Below are 19,583 nucleotides of genomic sequence, written 5' to 3'. Positions count from 1 at the left end.
CGTCGCCGAACTGTCCTCATCGACTGCGCGCACCCGACCATGCGTCGCCCCACTTCCATACGTGGGAGGTGATCAACGCTCGATCAACCGCCTCTACCGAGACTTGACCTGCCGTTCATCCTAGTGGAGCCCTCGCCGCCCGCCCCGCGCTCCCGGCTCCGCCTTCACCACCTCACGCCCCAGGCACCCAGTTGCCATGGAAGCCGTAGGGGACGCGGTGCGGGAGCTTCACCTTGGCGATCGGCTTGCCGGCGATGTTGCGGGCATCGAGGACGTAGAAGTCGCTCGTGTCGCGACTCTGATCGTAGACGAGGACGATGACCCAGCCGTCGTCCTCGGCGCTCGTGGCCGTGCGAGGGACGAAGAGCGGCTCGCCGGCGCCGCTGCCGGGCCCGAAGTCGCGCGTCTCGGTCGTGCCGCGCTCGAGGTCGTAACGGCGGACGGCCGACCACGCGGGCATGCCGCTCTCGCCCGCCACCGGTGCGACGGCCGCGTAGCCGTAGCGGTGCTTGCGACCGAGGCGGCGCTCGTCGGCGCGCGGGAACTCGCACGACACGTCGTCGAGCGGTACGGACTTCACGCCGCCGCCCGCGAGGTCGAGCGTCCAACGGTGCATGTGCGCCGCGCTGTCGCCTTCCCACTCGGGCTTGCGGGCGGATTTCGGGCTCATGAACACGAGCTTGTTGTAGCGCGCGACGTCGAGGACGATCTTTCCGTTCTCGCCGTACGCGTTGAGCGGATGGAACACGTACGAGGCGTCGGTCTCGAACCACTTCACGTCGCGATTGCCGCCGCTGCGGGGCATGACGCCGAGGCGCGTGCCGCGCTCGGGCTCCCACGAGAAGGCGCCGCCGCGCTCCTTCACGTTCTCGAAGCTGAAGACGAGCGGGCACAGGATGAAGATGACGTGGTCCTTCGTCACCGCGAAGTCGTGGATCATCGACGGCCAGGCGAGATCGATCGGCTCGCTGCGCACGAGCGCGCCGCTGCGGTCGGCCACGTGGTAGACGAGGTAGGGCGGAAACGGCGAGTACCCGAAGAAGAGCATCTCGCCCGTCTCGGGGTCCATCTTCGGGTGGGCCGTCATCGCGGTGCCGAGCCTGCCGCCGAAGTCCCACTCGCCGAGCGTCTCGAGCGTGCACGGCGCCATCTGCGTCGGCAGCGCGGCCTCCATGAGCGCGAGCAGCTTGCCGCCGTGCCAGACGATGTTCGTGTTGGCGGTGTTCTTGAAACGCGGCGCCTCGGTCGGCGTGATCTCGAGGAGCCCCCGGAACGTCGCCTTCCCCGCCGCCCGCTCCTCGGCGAGCCCGGCGCTCTTCACCCACCGGTTCCGATACGACGCGCGACCGTCGCGCAGCGTGATCGCGTGGATCATCCCGTCGCCGTCGAACCAGTGGTAGCGCCCGAGCGGCTCGTACGCAGCGTTGGGACCGTTGCGGTAGAACGTTCCTTCGAGATCGCGCGGCAGCTCGCCCTCGATCTCGAGGAACGGCGCGTCGCCTTCCTCGCGCCAGGGCGCGTAGTTCCCCTGCAGGAAGGGATTGACATCCGATTCGGGCGTCATCGTGAGCCTCCTTTTCGCGCCCGCCGGGGCGCGGCATCCGATATGGTGAGCTGCGTGACGAGCGCGTCGCGGACGTGGTGCACGGCCGGGGCCTCGCGCGCGATGAAGCCGGCGATGACGAGCATGGTCACGCCGTGCACGGCGGCCCAGAAGGCGGGCGCCGCGTCGGCGACGGGAAGGCGCAGGCGACCTGCGGCCCGGATGGCTTCGACGAGGTGCTCCAGGCGCGCGTACGACGCGATCCCCGAGGGGGTCGGCTTCGGCAGCCGGCGCTCGAAGAGCAGCCGGTAGTGGGCGGGGTGCGCCACGCCGTACGCGACGTAGCGATCGAACGCCCACGCGAGCGCCTCGACCGGATCGGCCGGCATCGGACCGCTCGCGATCGCGCGATCGAACTCGGCGAAGCAGGCGTCGACCACCTCGGCGACGAGGCCATCCTTGTCGCCGAAGTGGTGGTAGATGGTAGGCGCGGTCACCCCGACCTGCGCGCAGAGCTCGCGGATCGAGAGCGCGTCCTCCCCGCCACGGGCGAGGATCGTCTCGGCGGCGGCGAGGATCGCGTCGCGCGTCGACCCCGCGGGGGCCTCCCTGTGCCGGATCGCCACGGTCCGCTCCGCCATCGCCGCGGCTATAGCGGCGCTATACGGGCGACGCAAGGGGGGTCCTTTAACTTTTTGAGAGGGCCCCGCCGTCTGTTCCGTCGAACGCAGGCCCACTGACGGGCCGCGCCAACCCAAAGGAGAACTGACCGATGCGTACCCTCACCGCCCTCGCCCTCGCGACCGCCATGGTCTTCTCGGTCGCCGCCGCCAACGCGACGACGACGACGACCACGAAGAAGCATCACGGCAAGAAGCACAAGAGCTCGCAGGGTCAGAAAGAGGCGAAGGCGCCCAAGGCCGACAGCAAGGCGCCCGCTCCGGCCAAGTAACACGCTCTGTCCGGTTCGCTTCGGTCGTCCGCGCTCGTCGCCCGTGGTAGTCGTGCGCCGAGCGTGGACGATGCAGCCCTCGTCGCTCGCGCCCTCGCAGGGGACGAGCAGGCCTTCGAGACGCTCGTCGAGCGTCATCAGCGTACGATCCATGCCGTCGCCGAGCGCGTCTTGCGCGACCACGACGCCGCGGACGAGGCCACGCAGCGTACCTTCGTCCGCGCCTTCGAGCGGTTGCGATCGTTTCGAGGCGAGGCGAGCTTCGCCACCTGGCTCCACCGCATCGCCATGAATCAATGTCGTGACATCCTGCGCGCCGAGCGGCGCCACGTCGCGCTCGAGAGCGTGCCTGAAGAGCGCCTCGGGGTGGCCACCGAGCCCGGCGACGTGCAGCTGGGCGCGCGGCTGCGGCGCCTGATTGCGGATCTCCCGCCGCGCCAGCGCAGCGTGCTGTCGCTCCGGATCTTCTCCGACCTGCCATTCGCGGAGATCGCCCGCGCCGAGGGGATCACCGAGAACTCCGCCAAGGTGAGCTTCCACCATGCCGTCCGCCGTCTCCAGCAATGGCTCGGAAGGAGAACCCCATGACGATCCCCTGGATGCGCTGGACGTGTCGCCGGCTGCGCCCCGCCCTGGTGGATGCGGCGATGGGAACGCTGCCGCTGGGCGAGCGTGGCCGGGTCGAAGACCACATCGCGCGCTGCGCCTTCTGCCGCAACGACCTCGCGTCGATGCGGCACGTGTCGATCGGTCTCTCCGCGCCGGCCGCATCCACGCCGGGCGAGGACTTCTGGCGGCGCCAGCGCCAGGCCATCATGCGGCAGGTCCGGACCGCACCGGCGCCCGCGAAGGTGGCGGCGCGCTGGGGGTCTCTGCGGGTCGCCGGGGCCGTCGCCACCGTCGTGCTCGCCTTGCTGGTGACGCGCACGGTGTTCCCGCCGAGCCCCCCGCCCCTGTCACGCTCGATCGACCATCTGGACGACGAGGCGCTGCTGCACCTGCACGACCTGCTCCCGGCGATCGCACCGGCGAGCACGATCTACGACGCCGACAGCGACCTGCTCTCGGTCCACGATCTCGGTGACGAGGAGCTCGACCGCCTCGCCGAGCTCCTGGGAGAGCAGTCGTGACGACGCGCTGTCTCGGCGTCGTCGCCCTGGCCGCCCTGCTCGCTCTCGGGCTGCGCGCCTCCTCCGCCGGCGCCGACGTCTCGCCCGAGCGCGATCGCGCGCGCACGTACCTCATGCTCCGCGTCGTGGACGCGCTCGGGCTCTCCGACACGAAGGCGCTCCAGATGCGCGACATCCTGCGCCGCGCCGACGAGCGACGCGTCGAGCTGTCGCAGAAGCGCGACACGCTCGAAGCCCAGCTCCGCACCGCGCTCACGAAGTCGCCGCCCGACGAGGCCGCCCTGTCGCGTCTCGTGGCGGACGCGCACACCGTGCAGCGGGAGCTCGCGACGCTGCCCGAGCACACGTTCAGCGAAGCGCAGAAGATCCTTTCCGTCGAGCAGCAGGCGAAGCTGCTCCTCTTCCGTCGCGATCTGCAGGGCGAGGTGCGCCAGGCGCTCCGGCGAAGGGCCGCGCCGCCGGCGCACCCGACCAAGACGCACTGAGCCGCGGGCCCGCTACCCGCGCGCGTCGGCCGGCCGGGCGTCCTTCAGCAGCTCGCCCGCGGCGTCCCGATCGACGACCCACGTCACGCGGTCGGACGGCCGCAGGAGCGCGGCCGGTCCCGCCCCGTCGCGGAGCGCGCGAGCGACGGCGCCGGCCGTCTGCGGACCGACGGCCGTCACAATCGCACGTCCGGCGCGCGCTAGCGTCACCGGTGTCAGCGAGACGAGCGCAGGATCCCCCGCCACGACGGCGACCGGCGTCGTGGCCGTCAACGCGGCGGCATCGGACGCGAGCGCGCCGAGCGACCCGTCCGCACCGATCGCGAGCAGGACGAGGTCGAATGCGACGGCGTCCCCTGCCACGGCGCGCAGCGCCTCGGCGTAGCGCGCGGCGATCTCCTCCGGCGAGTCGCCCTCGATCGACGGCGCGTGGATCTTCGCCGCGGCGACGCCACGCGGCACGAACAGGCTGTCGCGCGCGATCTTCGCGTGGCCGAGCGGATCCTGCGCGCTCGCACAGCGTTCGTCGGCGAGGCACCACTCGACCCGCGACCACGGGAGATCGCCTCGCCCCGCGAGCGCGACCATGAGGCCACGCCCGGCGCGGCCGCTGCCCAGGGCGACCACGGCGCGACCGTCGCCGGCTGCGGCGCGAACGTGCTCCGCCGCCAGCGCAGCCGCGGCGTCGAGCGCGTCCGCGTCGGTCGGGTACACCTCGATCTGCATCGCGCGTTGCATAGCGGATCGCCGGGGTGTAGCGCGAGCGCGGTGGCCGTCGTCGTGCTGTCGATCGCAGGCTCGGACCCGAGCGGTGGCGCCGGAATCCAGGCGGACCTGAAGACGTTCCACGCTTGTGGGGTCTACGGCGCGGCCGTCGTGACGAGCCTCACCGTCCAGAACACGGTCGGCGTGCGCGACCGCCGCGACGTCGAGCCCGCGTTCGTCGCGGCGCAGCTCGCCGCCGTCCTCGACGACCTTCCGGTCGCGGCGGCCAAGACCGGCATGCTGCCGAACGCCGGCGTGGTGGCTGCGGTCGCGGAGGTCCTGCGAGCGCGGCCGATCCCGGCCCTGATCGTCGATCCGGTCCTGGTCGCGACCTCGGGCGACACGCTCGCCGATGCTTCGACGCTGGACGCGCTGCGCGACCGCCTCGTGCCGATCGCGAGCGTGGTGACGCCGAACCTCCGCGAGGCCGAGGCATTGACGGGTCGTCCCGTTCGCACGCGTGCCGAGATGCGCGAGGCGGCAAGGGCTCTGGTGGCGATGGGCGCACGGGCCGCGCTCGTGAAGGGCGGCCACCTTTCCGATCGCGCGTACGACGTGCTCGCGATCGGCGACACGATCCACGAGCTCGACGCTCCCCGCATCGACGTCGGTGCGACGCACGGCACCGGGTGCACGCTCTCCGCGGCGACGGCGGCGGGTCTCGCCTCGGGGCTTTCGCTCGTGGACGCCGTGAAGCGCGCCAAGACGTACGTCACGCGCGCGCTGGCGGCCTCGACGCCGCTCGGCCACGGGAGCCGCGCGCTAGACCATCGGGTTCGACCGGACGACGCGTGAGCTCGAATGTCCCAAGCGTCTCGCAAGCCTTCTCGACGGCTTCTCGGGCAACCGTGTTGACAAGGGACGAGCGGGTCGGAAGCATCTAGCCATGGCCGACGGCGAGGCCTCCATCGCCCCCACGCTCCTGGTCGCAATGCCGCAGCTGCGCGACCCGAACTTCTCGCGCTCCGTCGTCCTTCTGTGCGAGCACGGGCCGAAGGGCGCGATGGGCTTCGTCGTCAACCGGCCGACCGAAACGCGCGCGGCCGAGGCCGTCGCCTTGAATCCGCCTCTGTCGGGCGACAGCGGGATGCGCCTGTGGAGTGGCGGTCCCGTCGAGCAGCACCGGGGCTTCCTGCTCCTCGGGGCGGATCCAGGCGGCGGCGACACCGAGCAGATCGGTGACGGCTTCCATCTGACCGCGTCGCTCGGGATCCTTCGCACGTTGCTCGAGGCGCAGCCCGACCAGATAGAGCACACACGCGCCCGCCTGCTCCTCGGCTATGCCGGCTGGGGGCCCGGCCAGCTCGATTCCGAGCTGGCGGAATCGGCGTGGCTCACGGCGCCGCCCGATCCCGACCTCGTCTTCGCCACGCCCGCCGACGAGATGTGGGAAGCCGCGATCCGCTCGCTCGGCGTCGACCCGATGTCGCTCGCGCTCGGACCAGGCGTCCAGTAGCCGACCCGAGACTCCGTGTCTGGGGTCGGACCCTAGAGCGGGGCGCGTTCGGCGCTGCCGGTGGCTTCGGCCTCGAGGTTCTTGCGGGCCCACGCGACGACGCGCTCGCGCATGCGGCTCTTCGCGACCGCGTAGGCGCCCAGGTCGAGGCCGGAGAGACGGCTCGCGGCCTGGCGTGCGGTCGCGACGACGCTCTCGGTGGGCGACACGATGCCGTCGACGAGCTCGCGTCCGAGCGCCTCCTCGGGCGTGTACGCCCGCGCGTGCATGATGGCTTCGGTGTGCCAGCGCGGCGGGATCGCGGTAGTGGCGATCGCGAGCGCCCAGGTCGGCAGCGGGAGCGCGATCGCAACCTCGTTCACGTGGAGCCGGTATGGCCCCTCGGCGAAGTAGCGCAGGTCACACGCGAACGAGAGGAAGGCGCCGCCGGCGATCGCGTGCCCGGTCACGGCCGCGACCGTGGGGATCGGGAACGTGAACACGCGCAGCATGATGCCGCCGAAGGCGAGCATCGTCCGCTTGAACTCGTCCGGCGGCAGCGTCGGCAGCAGCTTCAGGTTGAGGCCGGCCGAGAAGTAGCCCGGCCGCCCCGCGATCACGACGGCGGCCGGCCGCTCGTGCTCGGCCCGATCGAGCGCCGCGCCGAGCGCTTCGAAGAACGGCAACGCCATCGCGTTCACCTTGCCGTCGTCGAGGGTGATGGTCGCAACGCCGTCCGTGGACTCGTAGGTGACACTCATCGCGGCCTCCCCTGGGCTGGGATGTCAGGCAGCCGGTCTGGGTGTCGCGCGGGCGACGAGCCGACGCAACCGGGCGAGGAGGTTGCGGAGGCCCGCCCCGACCCCCATCGCCCCGAGATCGTCGAACAGCGAGTAGGCGACCGGTGTGATGAGGAGCGTGATCAGGAGCGAGAGGAGCTGGCCGCCGACGATGACCCGCGCGATCGAGCTGCGCGACCCCGACCCGGGCCCCTGCCCGAGCGCGATCGGGATCATGCCCAGGACCAGCATGACCGTGGTCATGAGGATGGGGCGCAGACGCACGCGGTTCGCGCGCAGGATCGCCTCGTCGCGGGGCACGCCCTGGGCGCGCAGCGTGTTCGTGTAGTCGACCTGGAGGATGCCGTTCTTCTTCACGACGCCGAGGAGCATGAAGAGCCCCAGGGTGCTGTAGATGTTGAGCGGCTCCTGCAGGATCACGAGCGAGAAGATGGCGCACGGGATCACGAGCGGCAGGGCGAGCAGGATCGTGATCGGGTGCAGGAAGCTCTCGAACTGCGCGCCCAGCACCATGTACATGAACAGGAACGACAGCCCGAAGGCGATCCCGAAGTTGCGCGTGCTCTCCTCGAGGCCCTTGGCCCGGCCGGCCCACTGGATGTTGTAGAGCGCCGGCATGTCGAGCGACTTCGCGACCCGCTCGGTGTGTGCGATCGCGTCGCCGAGCGGCAGGGTCGGGAGCAGGTTCCCGAGGATGGTGATCGAGCGCTGGCGGTCGATGCGATCGATCTGCGCCGGGCCGACCTCCTCGCGCAGGTGGATCAGGTTCCCGAGGCGTACGAGCTGGCCGGAGCGCGACTGGACGGTCAGGTCCGCGATGTCCTCGGCCGTGCGGCGCTTGCCCGCCTCGGCGCGCAGCCAGATGTCGTACTGCTGATCCGCCTCCTTGAACTTCGAGACGGGCTGACCCGCGATGAAGGTCTGCACGGTCGCCGCGATGTCCTGCACGTTGACGCCCTGGTCGGACGCCTTCTCGCGGTCGATCAAGAGCCGCAGCTCGGGCTTGCGGACGGCGAGGCTGGTGTCGACGTCGACCAGGCCGGGCAGCGACCGCATGCCGGCGACCAGGCTATCGGCGTACCCCTGGAGCTTGGCCAGATCCGGGCCACGGAGGTTCAGCTCGACCTCGGCGATGCGCGAGCCGCCGCTCGCGAGCGGGTTGATGCCCTGCACGCTCGTGCGCAGGTCCGGGTAGTCGGTGAGGATCTTGCGCGTGTCGTCCATGATCGCGAACTGGGAGAACTTGCGATCGCGGAGGTCCTGGAGCTGCACGTAGATCGACCCGGAGGTCACGTCGCCCTCGCCCGCCTTCACGCGTCCGGTCTGATCGCCGATGGTCGACAGCACGTTCGTCACGCCACGGAGACCCCAGAGGCGGTGCTCGATCTCATCGAACACGCGGGACGTCTCGGCGAGCGTGAACCCGCCCGGCGTCCGGATCGAGATCTCGAACTCGCTCTGGTCGTCCTGGGGCAGGAACGTCTTCCCGACCACCTTCATGAGCGGCACGGTCGTGAAGACGAGCACGACCGCCGCCACGACGACCATCCAGCGGTGCCCGAGCGACCACGCGAGCAGCCGCGTGTACCCGCTCTCGATCCGGCGATAGAGCCGGCCGCCGTGCGCCTTCTCGGCCGGCCGGCGCTGGAGCACGCGTGCCGACAGCGCCGGCGTGAGCGTGAAGGAGATGACGAGGGAGACGAGGATCGCGACCGCGGTCGTGAGGCCGAAGCTGTGGAAGAAGCGCCCGACGCGGCCCTCCATGAAGGCGACCGGCAGGAAGATGATGACGAGCGAGAGCGTCGTCGCCAGGACGGCGAGCGCGATCTCGGCCGTGCCGTTCGACGCCGCGACCTTCGGCGTCTCGCCCTCGTCCTGGATGCGCCGGAAGATGTTCTCGAGCACGACGACGGCGTCGTCGATCACGATGCCGACCGCGAGCACGAGCCCGAGCATCGTGAGGTTGTTCAGGGTGAACCCCATGTAGCGCATGAACGTGAAGGTCGAGATGATCGAGGTGGGGATCGCGAGCCCGGCGACGAGCGTGCTCCGCCAGTCGCGCATGAACAGCATGACCGTGAACGCGACCAGCACCGCGCCGAGCCACATGTGTTCGGTCACCGTCTCGATCGACGCTTTGATGAAGCGCGACTGGTCGCGGATGACGCGCATCTGCACGTCCTCGGGCAGCACGGACTGGAGCTGGGCCAGATGCGCCTTCACGCGATCGATCACCTCGACGGTGTTCACGCCCGACTGCTTGCGAACGATGAGTTGCACGGCGTTCTCGCCGTTCAGACGCGACAGGGCGCGCGGCTCGACGACGCCGTCCTCGGCGTGTCCCACGTCGCGCACGTAGAGCGGCCGGTCGCTCGCGTGCCCGATGATGAGGTCGTCGAAGTCGCGCACCTCCTCGATGCGCCCCATCGTCCGCACGATGAGCTCGCGGCGCGTCTGGTCGATGCGGCCGCCGGGAAGCTCGACGTTCTGCTGCGCCACGGCCTGCCGCACCTGGCCGATCGAGAGCCCCTGCGCCGTCAGGCGGTCGGGATCGACGTAGATGTTGATCGCGCGCTCCTGGCCGCCGATGATGAGCACCTGGCCGACGCCCGGGAGCGTCTCGATGACCTCCTTCACCTGGCGGCGCGCGAGCTCGGTCACCTCGCGCAGGCTCCGGCGTCCGGACACGGCGACGGACATGACGGGCGCCGCGTCGACGTCGAACTTGTCGATGACGGGCGGATCGGTCCCGGCGGGGAGCTGCGACAGCACGGCCGAGACCTTGTCGCGGACGTCCTGCGCCGCCACCTCGCGGGACTTCTCCAGGACGAAGTTGACGATCACGAACGACACGCCCTCGCGCGTCGTGCTCTGCAGCGTGTCGATGCCGTCGATCGTGTTGACTGCTTCCTCGACGACCTTCGTGACACCCGTCTCCATCTCCTCGACGCCCGCGCCCTTGAGCGTCGTCGTGATGGTGATGATCGGGAAGTCGATGTTGGGGAAGAGATCGAGGCCGAGGCTTCGGTAGCTGAACAGGCCGAGGATGACGAACGCCCCGACCAGCATGGTCGCGAAGACGGGGCGACGGATGAAGACGTCGGCGAAGCGCATCAGGCGCCCGGGGGCGCGTCGGCGCGCACCTGCACGACGGTCCCGTCGGCGAGCTTCGAGAGGCCGCTGGTCGCGACCTGGATGCCCTTCGTCACGCCCTGCGTGATCTCGACCCAGCCGTCGCCGAGGTCGACGCCGAGGGTCACCTCGCGCTCGTGCGCGACGCCGTCCTCGACCACGAAGATCTTGGTGACGCCCGCGAACGACGTGACCGCGCTGCGCGGCACCGCGACGGCACGTTCATCGCGCCGGACGATGATCTCGGCACGCCCGAAGAAGCCCGGCCGCACGCGATGGTCCGTGTTCGGCACCAACGCCTCGAAGGCGAGCGAGCGCGCCTGCGGATTCGAAGCGGACCCGACGCGCGAGACGCGCCCCTGGAAGGCCTCGCCGGGGTACGCGTCCACGCTGACGCGCACCTGCTGCTCGGCCTCGACCGCCGGCACGTCGCGCTCGGGGATCTCGCCACGGAACTTCAGCGGATCGTCCTGCACCAAGCGGAAGACCGTGGTGCCGGGCCGCACGTAGTTGCCGGCGTCGACGAGCCGCGCCGCGATCGAGCCGTCGAAGGGGGCGCGGATGGTGGCGCGCTCGACCTCGATGCGGAGCTGCTCGCGGCGCGCCTTCGCGACGGCGAGTGCCGTCCGCACCTGCTCGTACTCCTGCGCCGAAATGATCTTGTCGTCCTTCAACGGACGACCCCGGGCCTCGTCGGCCAGCGCTTTCTCGTAGCTGGCCTCGGCCTCGCCGAGCCGCGCCTCGAGCACGTCGCTGCGGACGCGCGCCAGGACCTGGTCCTTCACGACGCGATCACCGAGGTCGGCCTCGATGCCGGTCACCTGACCCTCGACCTCGGCCGCCACCTCGGCCTGCATGTTGGCGGTGAGCGTGCCGACGACCGAGATGGTGCGCTCGACCATGCGCGTCGCGACCGGCGCGGTCGTGATCGTGACCGGCTCGGGCTTGGTCGCGCCCGCGGTGCCTTCGGCTTCGGAGCGGCTGCCGCACCCGGCGCCGCCCAGGGCGGCGAGGAGCGCGAGACCGACCAGCAGGCGCGTCACGCGGCCCCCCGCTGCGCCACCCGCGCGCGGCCGATGCCGTGCAGGAACGTCGAGACGAGGCGCGTCGCGACCGCGTCGGGGCGATCGCCCGGGGCGTGCTCGAGGATCGCGGCCCGCGCCATGCCGAGGAGGAACGCGGCCGCCAGGTGCCGCTCCGACGCGCCGCCGGCCAGGCGGTGGCGCGCGAGGACGTCTTCGACCGCGCGCACGACGCGCTCGCGGCGGAGCTTCGCGCGACGGCCGTTCAAGGCCTCGTAGCGCTGGATGATGGTGAGCAGGTGCTGGCGCTTCCAGAAGAAGCGGAGCACGACGAGGACGATGTCGCGCAGCGCGTCCTCGGCCGACGGCCCGGCTCCGGCGGCGGTCTCGATGTCCGTCCAGATGCCGTCGAGGCTGCCCTCGAGGGCGGCGCGGTGGAGATCGTCTTTGGTGGGGAAGTAGAGGTAGACGGTCCCCTTCCCGACCCCGGCGCGCTCGGCGACGTCGCTCACCTGCACGCGGTGGAAATCGCGCTCGGCGAACACGGTCGCCGCGGCGGAGAGGATCCGCTGTCGCTTGTCGTCACGCGCCATTATGACTGGGGGGTCAGTTTCCAGAACTGACCGGTCAGTTCTGTGCTACCAGCCCGGCCCGTCTAAGGGAAGCGGGGGCGGGTCGCCAGCCACATGGCGGCTGCGAGGGCGCCCGCGCCCGACACGACGAGGGTCGGCTGCGGGCCGATCGCCCGGGCGAGCGAGCCCAGGGCGAGCGCCCCGAACGGCGCCGCGCCCGCGAACATCATCGTGTGGATCCCCATAACGCGGCCGCGGTAGGGATCCTCGGTCAGCGTCTGCACGAGCACGTTGGTCGTGGCGGTGTAGCGGAGCATGCCGAAGCCGGCGACGAGCTGTCCGACGAGCGCCATCGGGTAGCTCGGGCTCGCCGCGACGACGAGGAGGCCCGTCGCCATGCCCCACAGGCCGAGGAGCAGGTTGCGGCGCTGCTCGACGGCCGAGTACGTGCGGGAGGCGAGCCGGAGCGCGGTGATGACGGCGCCGACGCCGTAGGCCGTGAGGAGCACTCCGAAGCCGCGCGCGCCCCGCCCGAACACGCGCTCGGCGAGCGACGGCATCAGGACGTTCGACTGGAGGGCGAGCGCCGAGACGAGCCCCAGCGTGCCGAGGAGGCTCGCCAACACCGGGCGATGTCGCACGTAGGCGAGCCCCGAGCGAAGGCCCGACGCTCGCCCCGCGCCGGCCCGTGGCCTCGCGGCGGGCAGGTGCATCCCGAGGAGCGCCCACAGCGCGGCGAGGTAGCTGACGCCGTTCAGGAAGAAGCACGGGGCCTCGCCCGCCACCGCGACCAGGACCCCGGCCAGCGCCGGCCCCACGACCCGGGCGGTGTTGAACACCGATGCGTTGAGCGCGATCGCGCTCGGCAGGTCCTCGAGCCCCACCATCTCCACCATGAACGACTGCCGCGTCGGGAGGTCGAAGGAGCCGATCACGCCCATGCAGAAGGCCATCCCGGCGACGATCGGGACGGTCGCGACCTCGGTCCAGACGACGAGACCCTGGACGACCGCGAGCAGCATCGCGAGCGTCTGCGTCGCCAGGATGAGGCGGTACTTGCTCACGCGGTCGGCGACGACGCCGGCCACCGGCGAGAAGAGGAGCACGGGCAGATAGCCCACGAACGCCACCGTCCCGAGCGCGAGCTCGGAGCCCGAGAGCCGGAAGACGAGCCAGCCCTGCGCCACGCTCTGCATCCAGAACCCCGCGAGCGAGATCGTCTGGCCGACGGCGTAGCGCCGGAAGTTCCGGTGCCGGAGGGCCGGGAAGCTGGATGTCAGCCGGCCGCGCGCCACGGCGCCGCGAGCGCGTCCAGGTGGGCGATGCGGCTCCCGCACGTGTGCTCGAGCACGCGCGCGCGCTTCAAGTACAGGTGCGCGTCCGACTCCCAGGTGTAGCCCATGCCGCCGTGGTTCTGGACGTTGTCCGTGGCGTTCTGGATCGCGGCATCGGTCGCGAGCGCCTTCGCGCTGTGCACGTGGAAGTCGGCGTCGGCCTCGCCCTCCTCGACCGCGACCGACGCGTAGACGACGACCGCGCGCGCCACCTCGGCGCGCACGGCCATGTCGGCGCAGCGGTGCTTGATCGCCTGGAAGGTGCCGATCGGTTTTCCGAACTGCTGGCGGACCTTACCGTACTCGACCGACATCTCGAGCGTGCGCTCGGCCACGCCGACCGCCTCGGCCGCCGTCAGCACCGTCGCCATGCGACGGAGGGCCGCGGCGTGGGCGCCGATCATCTCGGCCTCGGCGCCGCGGGCGGTGAGCGTGCCGAGGCGCCGGGTCGGATCCATGCTGAGCTCGACGGCGACGGTGAAGCCGCGCGCCCGGGCCGCAGCGAATCGCACGTCCTTCGATCCGACGACGAGCACGTGGTCGGCGACGCCGAGGTCGGCGACGCCCGAGATGGTGCCGTCGAGGGTCGTGCCCGTGCCGAGGGCGTCGGCCGGGTCGTCGACCAGCGCGACCGGCTGCGTCCCCGTGAGCACGCCGTCGAGCGTGCTCTTCAACGTCTCGGCCTTCGACAGGGCCTTGGCCGCCAGCGTCGACCCGAGCCACGGTCCCGGCGCGAGGGCGCGCCCGAGCTCCGTGAAGAGGATCATCGCCTCGGGCAGCCCGTATCCCGCGCCGCCCACTGCGTCGGGGAGCGCGAGGCCGAACCAGCCGAGCTCGCCCGCCTGGTGCCAGAAGGCGCGATCGATGCCGGTGTCCGTCGCCATCACGGCGCGCACGCGCTCGGGCGGCATGCGCTCGCGCAGCATGTCGCGGATCGAATCGCGGATCGTCTCCTGCTCGCTGCTGAGCATCAGGTCCATCGTCCCTCTCCCCTCACCGCGGCAGGCCGAGCACACGCTCGCCGATGATGTTGCGCTGGATCTCCTTGGTGCCGCCGCCGATCGTCTGGGAGAGCCCGGTGAGGTAGTCCTCGCCCCATTCGTTGCGCGAGCTGCCGTTCGGATTGAAGCCGGTGACGCCGGCCGCGCCGATGATGTCCATGGCGAGCCGGTCGATGCGTTGGATCAGCTCGGAGAAGAAGAGCCGGATCATCGACGCCTCGGCGCCGGGCATCCCGGTGCGAGCCGCGAGGCTGAGCGAGCGGTACGTCATCGCCCGCATGGCCTCGACCTCGGCTCGGGCCAGGGCGAGGCGGCGCGCGATCTCGTCGTCGTCGATGGCGCGCGCCTTGCCGTTGGGGCCTGGGACCGTGCGCGCGACCTCGATCAGCTCGGCCATGCGCGCCGACTGGCGCACCTGCTCCGACATGAACGCCGTCCCGCGCTCGAAGCTGAGGGTCGCCATGGCGACGCGCCAGCCGTCGTTCAGCTTGCCCACGACGTTGGCGAGCGGGATGCGGACGTTGTCGTAGAAGACCTCGCAGAAGTCGGCGTTGCCGGCGAGGGTCTTGATGGGCCGGATGTCGATGCCCTTCGCGTCCATCGGGCAGATCACCCAGGTGATGCCCTTGTGCTTGGGCGCCTCGGGGTCGGTGCGGACCAGCAGCTCCTGGTACTCGGCGATCTGCCCGAAGCTGGTCCAGATCTTCTGGCCGGTGACGACGAGGTGATCGCCGTCGACGACCGCGCGGGTCTGGAGCGCCGCCAGGTCCGACCCGGCGTTCGGCTCCGAGAAGCCCTGGCACCACACGACGTCGCCGCCGAGGATCTTCGGGAGGTGGAACGCCTTCTGCTCGCTCGTGCCGCACGCGATGAGCGTCGGTCCGGCGTGCTTCAGGCCCACGAATCCGGTGTTGACCTCGGGCGCGCCGACCTTGGCGTACTCCTCGTACCAGATGAGCTGCTCCATCAAGGAGGCGCCGCGCCCGCCGAACTCCTTCGGCCAGTTGATGCCGGCCCAGCCGGCGTCGAACATCTTGCGCTGCCACGCCATGTCGAAGGCCCGGCGCGCGGCGAGGTCGGCGATCTCCGGGCGCGCCTCGCGCGGGACGTTGGCCTCGAGCCAGGCCCGCGCCTGGGCCCGGAACGCTTCTTCTTCCGCGGTGAACTTGATCTCCACGACCGGGCAATCAACACCACGGGCGGCGGCCCATGCAAATCGCCGTCGCGTCGCGCCGGCTGCGGGCGTTCGCGCTCGCCGTGTCGCCCGTGGCGTCAAATGGCAAGCGCGCGGACGTGGCGACCCGCTCTGGACAATCGAGCGCCAGCCGAGCAAAACCACTGCCCATCGACGCCGTGCCCAGGATCCCGAACTCGCTCCGGCACCTGCCGATGCCCTTCGCACGAGGCGACCAGCCGGTCTTCCCTCGTCTGTGCGCAGCCGTCCTCGGCGTGGCGATGGCCCATGCCGCGTTCAGCTACGAGAGCAGCCTGAACATCGATCGACCCGCCGTCTTGAACGTGCGGCCGGCGCCCCGATCACACGCCCACGGGCCGGCCACGCGCGTCGTCTGGATCATGATCGACGGCCTGCGGCTCGACCTGTCGCGCGAGATGCCGAGCCTGAACCGCCTCCGTGCCGAGGGCGAGGACGTCTCCGCACGGTCCGAGTTCCCCACCTTCAGCGGCCCCAACTTGGTCGCGCAGGCGTCCGGCATCGAGCCGGCGGCATCGGGCATTCTCAGCAACGGGTTCCCGGACGAGGTGGCCCTCGATTCGGTGTTCCGCCGCGCCAAGCTGGCCGGGCTCCGGACCGCCATCATGACCACCGATCCCGACTACACGCTCGCAGCGACCTACGCCTCGTGGGTCGACGAGACCCGCGTCTCGGACCAGGAGCTCGAGCCGCCGCCCGGGGCGCAGCTGGTCCTCGCGCACGCCGCCTACGTCGACTGGGCGGCGCACGACTACGGTGTGCGTGCGCCCGAATTCCGGGCGGCCCTCACCCGCGCCGACGACATGATCGGGCGCATCGCCGCTTCGATCGATCCGTCGCACGAGGCGCTCATCGTGACTTCCGACCACGGCAACCTCGACGAGGGCGGGCACGGCGGGACCGAGCGCGAGGTGATGCGAATTCCCATCGTGGTGTGGGGCGCCGGCGCCGTACACCGCACGCAGGCCGGACGGTCCCGGGACGTGGGGCCCACGATCGCGAGCCTGCTCGGCATCGGTCCGCTCTCCCACGCGACGGGGCGCTCCCTCGTCCACGGCAGCAGCGCTGCGGCGCGCCAGCGCGACGCTGCGCGCGCCGCGATCCGCGCCGAAGGGAGGACGCAGGTCGACCACGTTCCCATGGCGATTCCCCTCGCAGTGCTCGTGTTCCTCCTGTTGAGCCGGACCGCATGGCCGGGGATGCGCCCGCTCATCGGCTCCACGACCTACACCATCGTCTTCGCCGGCCTCATGGCCGTGACCGGCACCGCGTCGTTCAGCATGTCGAACAACAGCGCGCTCTTCGGACTCCGCCTCACCACGATGTGCCTGCTGGCCGGGTTCGCGCAGCTGCTCGTCGGCGGCCGCTCGTCTCTCGTTACGGCGTCGCTGGTCGCGTCGATGGCGACGCTGGCGACCGCCACGGTGGCCGCCCGGCAGCCGCTCGCGCCGATCGACGGGATGCTGCGCTTCCTTCCCATCCCGGCGATCACCGCCCTCGCCTTCGTGTGCCTCATGACGGCAGGTGCCGGGCTGTGGCACCGGCTGCCGGCGGCCGGCCCGATCCGCGACGAGGCCGAGGAGCGGGCGAACGCCGGTGAGCCGGCAGGCGAGCCGAGCTCCGGCTGGGTCGAACCCGGATCGGAAGCGCACATCGATCGCACGGCATGAGACCGGCGATGACGACGGCGCTCGTCGCGTTGAACGTGGTGTTCAGCATCGTCGCCAACGCGTCGTTCCGCGTCTCGGCGCACAGCCCGACCTGGAGCGCGGTCGTGGCATGGCAGGTGGTCGGCAACCTGGCCGGATTCGTCACCGTCCTCACGCTCACGGGCCTGCTCCGCTACATGCCGCTCGCCGTCGCGTTTCCGCTCACGACGGCCGCGAGCATCCTCGGCGTGCAGATCGTGGCCGCGCGCTGGATCTTCGACGAGTCGATCAACGCGGTCCAGTGGACGGGCGCGCTGCTGATCGCAATCGGCGTCTTCCTGGTCCAGCGCTGACGAGCGTTTCGGGTCGCTCCCCCGTAGCGCCGCCCGCCCTCGCCTGGTAACTCCGCGAATCGCCCTGTCCCGTCGTCTAGTCTGGCCTAGGACGTCGGCCTTTCACGCCGTCAGGGTTGCCACGCACTGCCACGTGCGGCGAGAGAGTCGCCCGGACGAGCGGATCCGCTTCGCGTCGTCGTGCCTCGGACATCTGGATGAGGAAGTTCTAATCCGCGCCTCATCGTCGGCTCACATCGAAGCCGTACGTTCCAGGTCGAATCCAGGACGGACCCAACGTCGAGAGATGCACAGCGATCCACGACCCTCCCGCGTTCGCCGGTTCGCCCGGGATGCCTGGCAGCTGCTGCTTCCCTACTGGCGATCGGAGGAGCGTCGGAGCGCGCTCGGGCTGCTCGCCGTCATCGTCCTCCTCAACCTGGGCGCGGTCTACGTGCTCGTGCTGCTGAACGCCTGGAACCGGAGCTTCTACGACGCGCTCGAGCAGCGGGACGCCGCCGCCTTCGCCCACCAGCTCGGTCGCTTCTGCTTGTTCGCGGCGGCCTTCATCGCCACCGCGGTCTACCGCCAGTACCTGACGCAGCTCCTCGAGATGCGGTGGCGCCGGTGGCTCACGCACCAGTTCCTCGACACCTGGCTGGGCGGTGGCGCCTACCATCGCCTCGAGCGCACGCAACGCCGACCCGACAACCCCGACCAGCGCATCGCCGAGGATCTGCAGGCGCTCGCCGGCGGCACGCTCGCGCTCGCGATGGGCCTGCTGAACGCCGTGGTCACGCTGGTCTCGTTCGTCGGCATCCTGTGGGGCCTCTCGGGCCCGCTCACCATCCGGCTCGGCGGCGGCACGCTCACGATCCCCGCCTACCTGGTGTGGGCGGCCGTCCTGTACGCGGTCGCCGGCAGCCTGCTCACCCACCGCATCGGCCGCGCGCTCGTGCGGCTGCACGCGAGCCAGCAGCGCCGTGAGGCGGACTTCCGCTTCAGCCTCGTGCGGCTGCGGGAGACCGCCGAGGAGGTGGCGCTCTCCCGAGGAGAGCCGCTCGAGCGGCGCAGCCTCCGCGGGCGTTTCGCGGCCATCGTCGACAACTGGTGGCAGCTCCTGCGGGCACAGAAGCGCCTCACCTGGTTCACGACGGGCTACGGCCAGGCCGCCCACGTCTTTCCCATCCTGGCGGCGGCTCCGCGCTACTTCGCTGGGGCGATCCAGCTCGGCGGGCTCATGCAGATCGCGTCCGCCTTCGGGCGTGTCCAGGAGGCGCTCAGCTGGTTCGTCGACAGCTACGGCCAGCTCGCGGAGTGGAAGGCCAGCGTGGCTCGTGTGCTCGCGTTCGCGGAAAGCATGCGGGTCGCCTCCGTCGATGCGAGTGGGAGCGGCGGCATTCGGATCGTCCATGGTTCACCCGACGAGATCGCCCTCGACGACGTCGACATCGCCCTGCCGGCGGGCGCCATGCTCCTGCGGGGCGCGAACGTGGTGATCAGCCGGGGGGAACGCGTACTCCTCGCGGGCCCATCGGGCAGCGGGAAGAGCACGGTCTTCCGCGCCGTCGCCGGACTGTGGCCATGCGGTACTGGTGAGATCCGACGACCCGACGCCGGGGACACGCTCTTCCTCCCGCAGCGACCCTACTTGCCGATCGGCTCGCTGCGGCAGGCGGTAGCGTATCCGTCCGAGCCGGGCACCGTGGACGACGCGGCGATCGTGTCGGCGCTCGAACGGTGCCGCCTCGGCAAGCTCGTCGACCGGCTCGAGGAGGAGCAGCACTGGGCGCAGGTGCTGTCGCCCGGCGAGCAGCAGCTCGTGGCGCTCGCGCGCGCCTTTCTTCACGCCCCGCCATGGCTCTTCCTCGACGAGGCGACGTCGGCCCTCGACGAAGCGACCGAGGCTCACGTCTACCGCGAGCTCGGAACGCAGCTCCCGGACACGACGATCGTGAGCATCGCCCACCGTCCAGGTGTCGCGGCGTACCATGAGCGCCGGCTCGTCCTGGCGCCCGAGGGCGACGTCATGACCATCCAGGGAGCTCCGCCCGCGCCCGCGCGCGCGGCGGCCTGCTGAGCCGCGCGAGGCGACGCGCCGACGCGGACGATGCCCGCGGCGGCCGAAGTGGGCACCGTACGCGATCGAGAGGTGTATCTAGACCGCGTTGACGCCATCGGCGATACGGTCGCCAGCACTTCGGCAGGAGAGAGGAAG

At 71.0% G+C, this 19,583-nt stretch carries 19 protein-coding genes; 9 read left to right on the top strand and 10 right to left on the bottom strand.

Translation table 11 applies throughout. The features are described 5' to 3' along the window. Positions 1–172 precede the first annotated feature (172 nt). Together VMS22_08960 and VMS22_08955 are read right to left on the bottom strand one after the other, a co-directional pair. Positions 173–1,564, bottom strand: a complete 1,392-nt coding sequence (locus VMS22_08960) for a carotenoid oxygenase family protein (protein ID HXJ34157.1) — start codon at positions 1,562–1,564, stop codon at positions 173–175. After that, on the bottom strand, positions 1,561–2,184 hold the full coding sequence (locus VMS22_08955; protein ID HXJ34156.1) for a TetR/AcrR family transcriptional regulator: 624 nt from the start codon (positions 2,182–2,184) through the stop codon (positions 1,561–1,563). The genes VMS22_08960 and VMS22_08955 overlap by 4 nt, the downstream gene beginning before the upstream one ends. Positions 2,185–2,315: 131 nt before the next feature. Between VMS22_08955 and VMS22_08950 the strand changes: the two genes are divergently transcribed. The 4 genes from VMS22_08950 (at position 2,316) to VMS22_08935 (ending at position 4,110) form a co-directional block, all read left to right on the top strand. Then, positions 2,316–2,495 carry a hypothetical protein gene (locus VMS22_08950; protein ID HXJ34155.1) on the top strand — a complete coding sequence of 60 codons (180 nt, stop codon included), beginning with the start codon at positions 2,316–2,318 and terminating at the stop codon, positions 2,493–2,495. A 63-nt stretch (positions 2,496–2,558) separates the two neighbouring features. Continuing rightward, complete coding sequence (locus VMS22_08945) at positions 2,559–3,083, top strand: sigma-70 family RNA polymerase sigma factor (GenBank protein ID HXJ34154.1); 525 nt, start codon at positions 2,559–2,561, stop codon at positions 3,081–3,083. After that, the gene (locus VMS22_08940) at positions 3,080–3,625 is read left to right on the top strand and encodes a hypothetical protein (GenBank protein ID HXJ34153.1); all 546 of its coding nucleotides are present in this window, start codon (positions 3,080–3,082) and stop codon (positions 3,623–3,625) included. Before VMS22_08945 ends, VMS22_08940 begins: the two co-directional genes overlap by 4 nt. After that, the gene (locus tag VMS22_08935; GenBank protein ID HXJ34152.1) at positions 3,622–4,110 is read left to right on the top strand and encodes a periplasmic heavy metal sensor; all 489 of its coding nucleotides are present in this window, start codon (positions 3,622–3,624) and stop codon (positions 4,108–4,110) included. Before VMS22_08940 ends, VMS22_08935 begins: the two co-directional genes overlap by 4 nt. Before the next feature lie 12 nt (positions 4,111–4,122). Here VMS22_08935 and VMS22_08930 read toward each other — a convergent pair whose 3' ends face one another. Further along, a complete protein-coding gene (locus tag VMS22_08930; protein HXJ34151.1) occupies positions 4,123–4,836 on the bottom strand; it encodes a 6-phosphogluconolactonase in 714 nt (237 codons plus the stop codon). A 42-nt stretch (positions 4,837–4,878) separates the two neighbouring features. Here VMS22_08930 and thiD point away from each other — a divergent pair, with 42 nt between their 5' ends. Together thiD and VMS22_08920 are read left to right on the top strand one after the other, a co-directional pair. After that, positions 4,879–5,670 carry a bifunctional hydroxymethylpyrimidine kinase/phosphomethylpyrimidine kinase gene (gene thiD, locus VMS22_08925; GenBank protein ID HXJ34150.1) on the top strand — a complete coding sequence of 264 codons (792 nt, stop codon included), beginning with the start codon at positions 4,879–4,881 and terminating at the stop codon, positions 5,668–5,670. A 91-nt stretch (positions 5,671–5,761) separates the two neighbouring features. After that, positions 5,762–6,331: a YqgE/AlgH family protein gene (locus VMS22_08920; protein HXJ34149.1), complete on the top strand. Its 570-nt coding sequence runs from the start codon at positions 5,762–5,764 to the stop codon at positions 6,329–6,331. 32 nt (positions 6,332–6,363) lie between these two features. On the opposite strand, the gene VMS22_08915 is transcribed toward VMS22_08920, so the two are convergent. The 7 genes from VMS22_08915 to VMS22_08885 form a co-directional block, all read right to left on the bottom strand. After that, positions 6,364–7,071, bottom strand: a complete 708-nt coding sequence (locus tag VMS22_08915) for a crotonase/enoyl-CoA hydratase family protein (protein HXJ34148.1) — start codon at positions 7,069–7,071, stop codon at positions 6,364–6,366. Between the two features lie 24 nt (positions 7,072–7,095). Next, positions 7,096–10,224, bottom strand: coding sequence for an efflux RND transporter permease subunit (locus tag VMS22_08910; protein ID HXJ34147.1), 3,129 nt, complete (start codon positions 10,222–10,224; stop codon positions 7,096–7,098). Next, positions 10,224–11,285, bottom strand: coding sequence for an efflux RND transporter periplasmic adaptor subunit (locus VMS22_08905; protein HXJ34146.1), 1,062 nt, complete (start codon positions 11,283–11,285; stop codon positions 10,224–10,226). Before VMS22_08905 ends, VMS22_08910 begins: the two co-directional genes overlap by 1 nt. Further along, entirely contained in the window at positions 11,282–11,857 is a 576-nt protein-coding gene (locus tag VMS22_08900; protein HXJ34145.1) for a helix-turn-helix domain-containing protein, read from the bottom strand. The genes VMS22_08905 and VMS22_08900 overlap by 4 nt, the downstream gene beginning before the upstream one ends. A gap of 62 nt (positions 11,858–11,919) precedes the next feature. Then, on the bottom strand, positions 11,920–13,131 hold the full coding sequence (locus VMS22_08895; GenBank protein ID HXJ34144.1) for an MFS transporter: 1,212 nt from the start codon (positions 13,129–13,131) through the stop codon (positions 11,920–11,922). After that, positions 13,113–14,150, bottom strand: coding sequence for an acyl-CoA dehydrogenase family protein (locus VMS22_08890; protein ID HXJ34143.1), 1,038 nt, complete (start codon positions 14,148–14,150; stop codon positions 13,113–13,115). Before VMS22_08890 ends, VMS22_08895 begins: the two co-directional genes overlap by 19 nt. A gap of 13 nt (positions 14,151–14,163) precedes the next feature. Then, entirely contained in the window at positions 14,164–15,348 is a 1,185-nt protein-coding gene (locus VMS22_08885) for an acyl-CoA dehydrogenase family protein (protein HXJ34142.1), read from the bottom strand. 176 nt (positions 15,349–15,524) lie between these two features. On the opposite strand from VMS22_08885, the gene VMS22_08880 reads away from it, so the two are divergent. The 3 genes from VMS22_08880 to VMS22_08870 all read left to right on the top strand — a co-directional run bounded on the left by VMS22_08880 (position 15,525) and on the right by VMS22_08870 (position 19,445). After that, positions 15,525–17,054, top strand: coding sequence for an alkaline phosphatase family protein (locus VMS22_08880; protein ID HXJ34141.1), 1,530 nt, complete (start codon positions 15,525–15,527; stop codon positions 17,052–17,054). Beyond that, entirely contained in the window at positions 17,051–17,386 is a 336-nt protein-coding gene (locus tag VMS22_08875) for a hypothetical protein (protein ID HXJ34140.1), read from the top strand. Before VMS22_08880 ends, VMS22_08875 begins: the two co-directional genes overlap by 4 nt. 286 nt (positions 17,387–17,672) lie before the next feature. Next, positions 17,673–19,445 carry an ABC transporter ATP-binding protein/permease gene (locus VMS22_08870; protein ID HXJ34139.1) on the top strand — a complete coding sequence of 591 codons (1,773 nt, stop codon included), beginning with the start codon at positions 17,673–17,675 and terminating at the stop codon, positions 19,443–19,445. Positions 19,446–19,583 lie beyond the last annotated feature (138 nt).

Source organism: Candidatus Eisenbacteria bacterium, assembly GCA_035577985.1.
Classification (GTDB): domain Bacteria; phylum Desulfobacterota; class Binatia; order DP-6; family DP-6; genus DATJZY01.
Note: the sequence above shows the minus strand (reverse complement) of the source record. Positions and strands in the feature narration are given on the sequence as shown.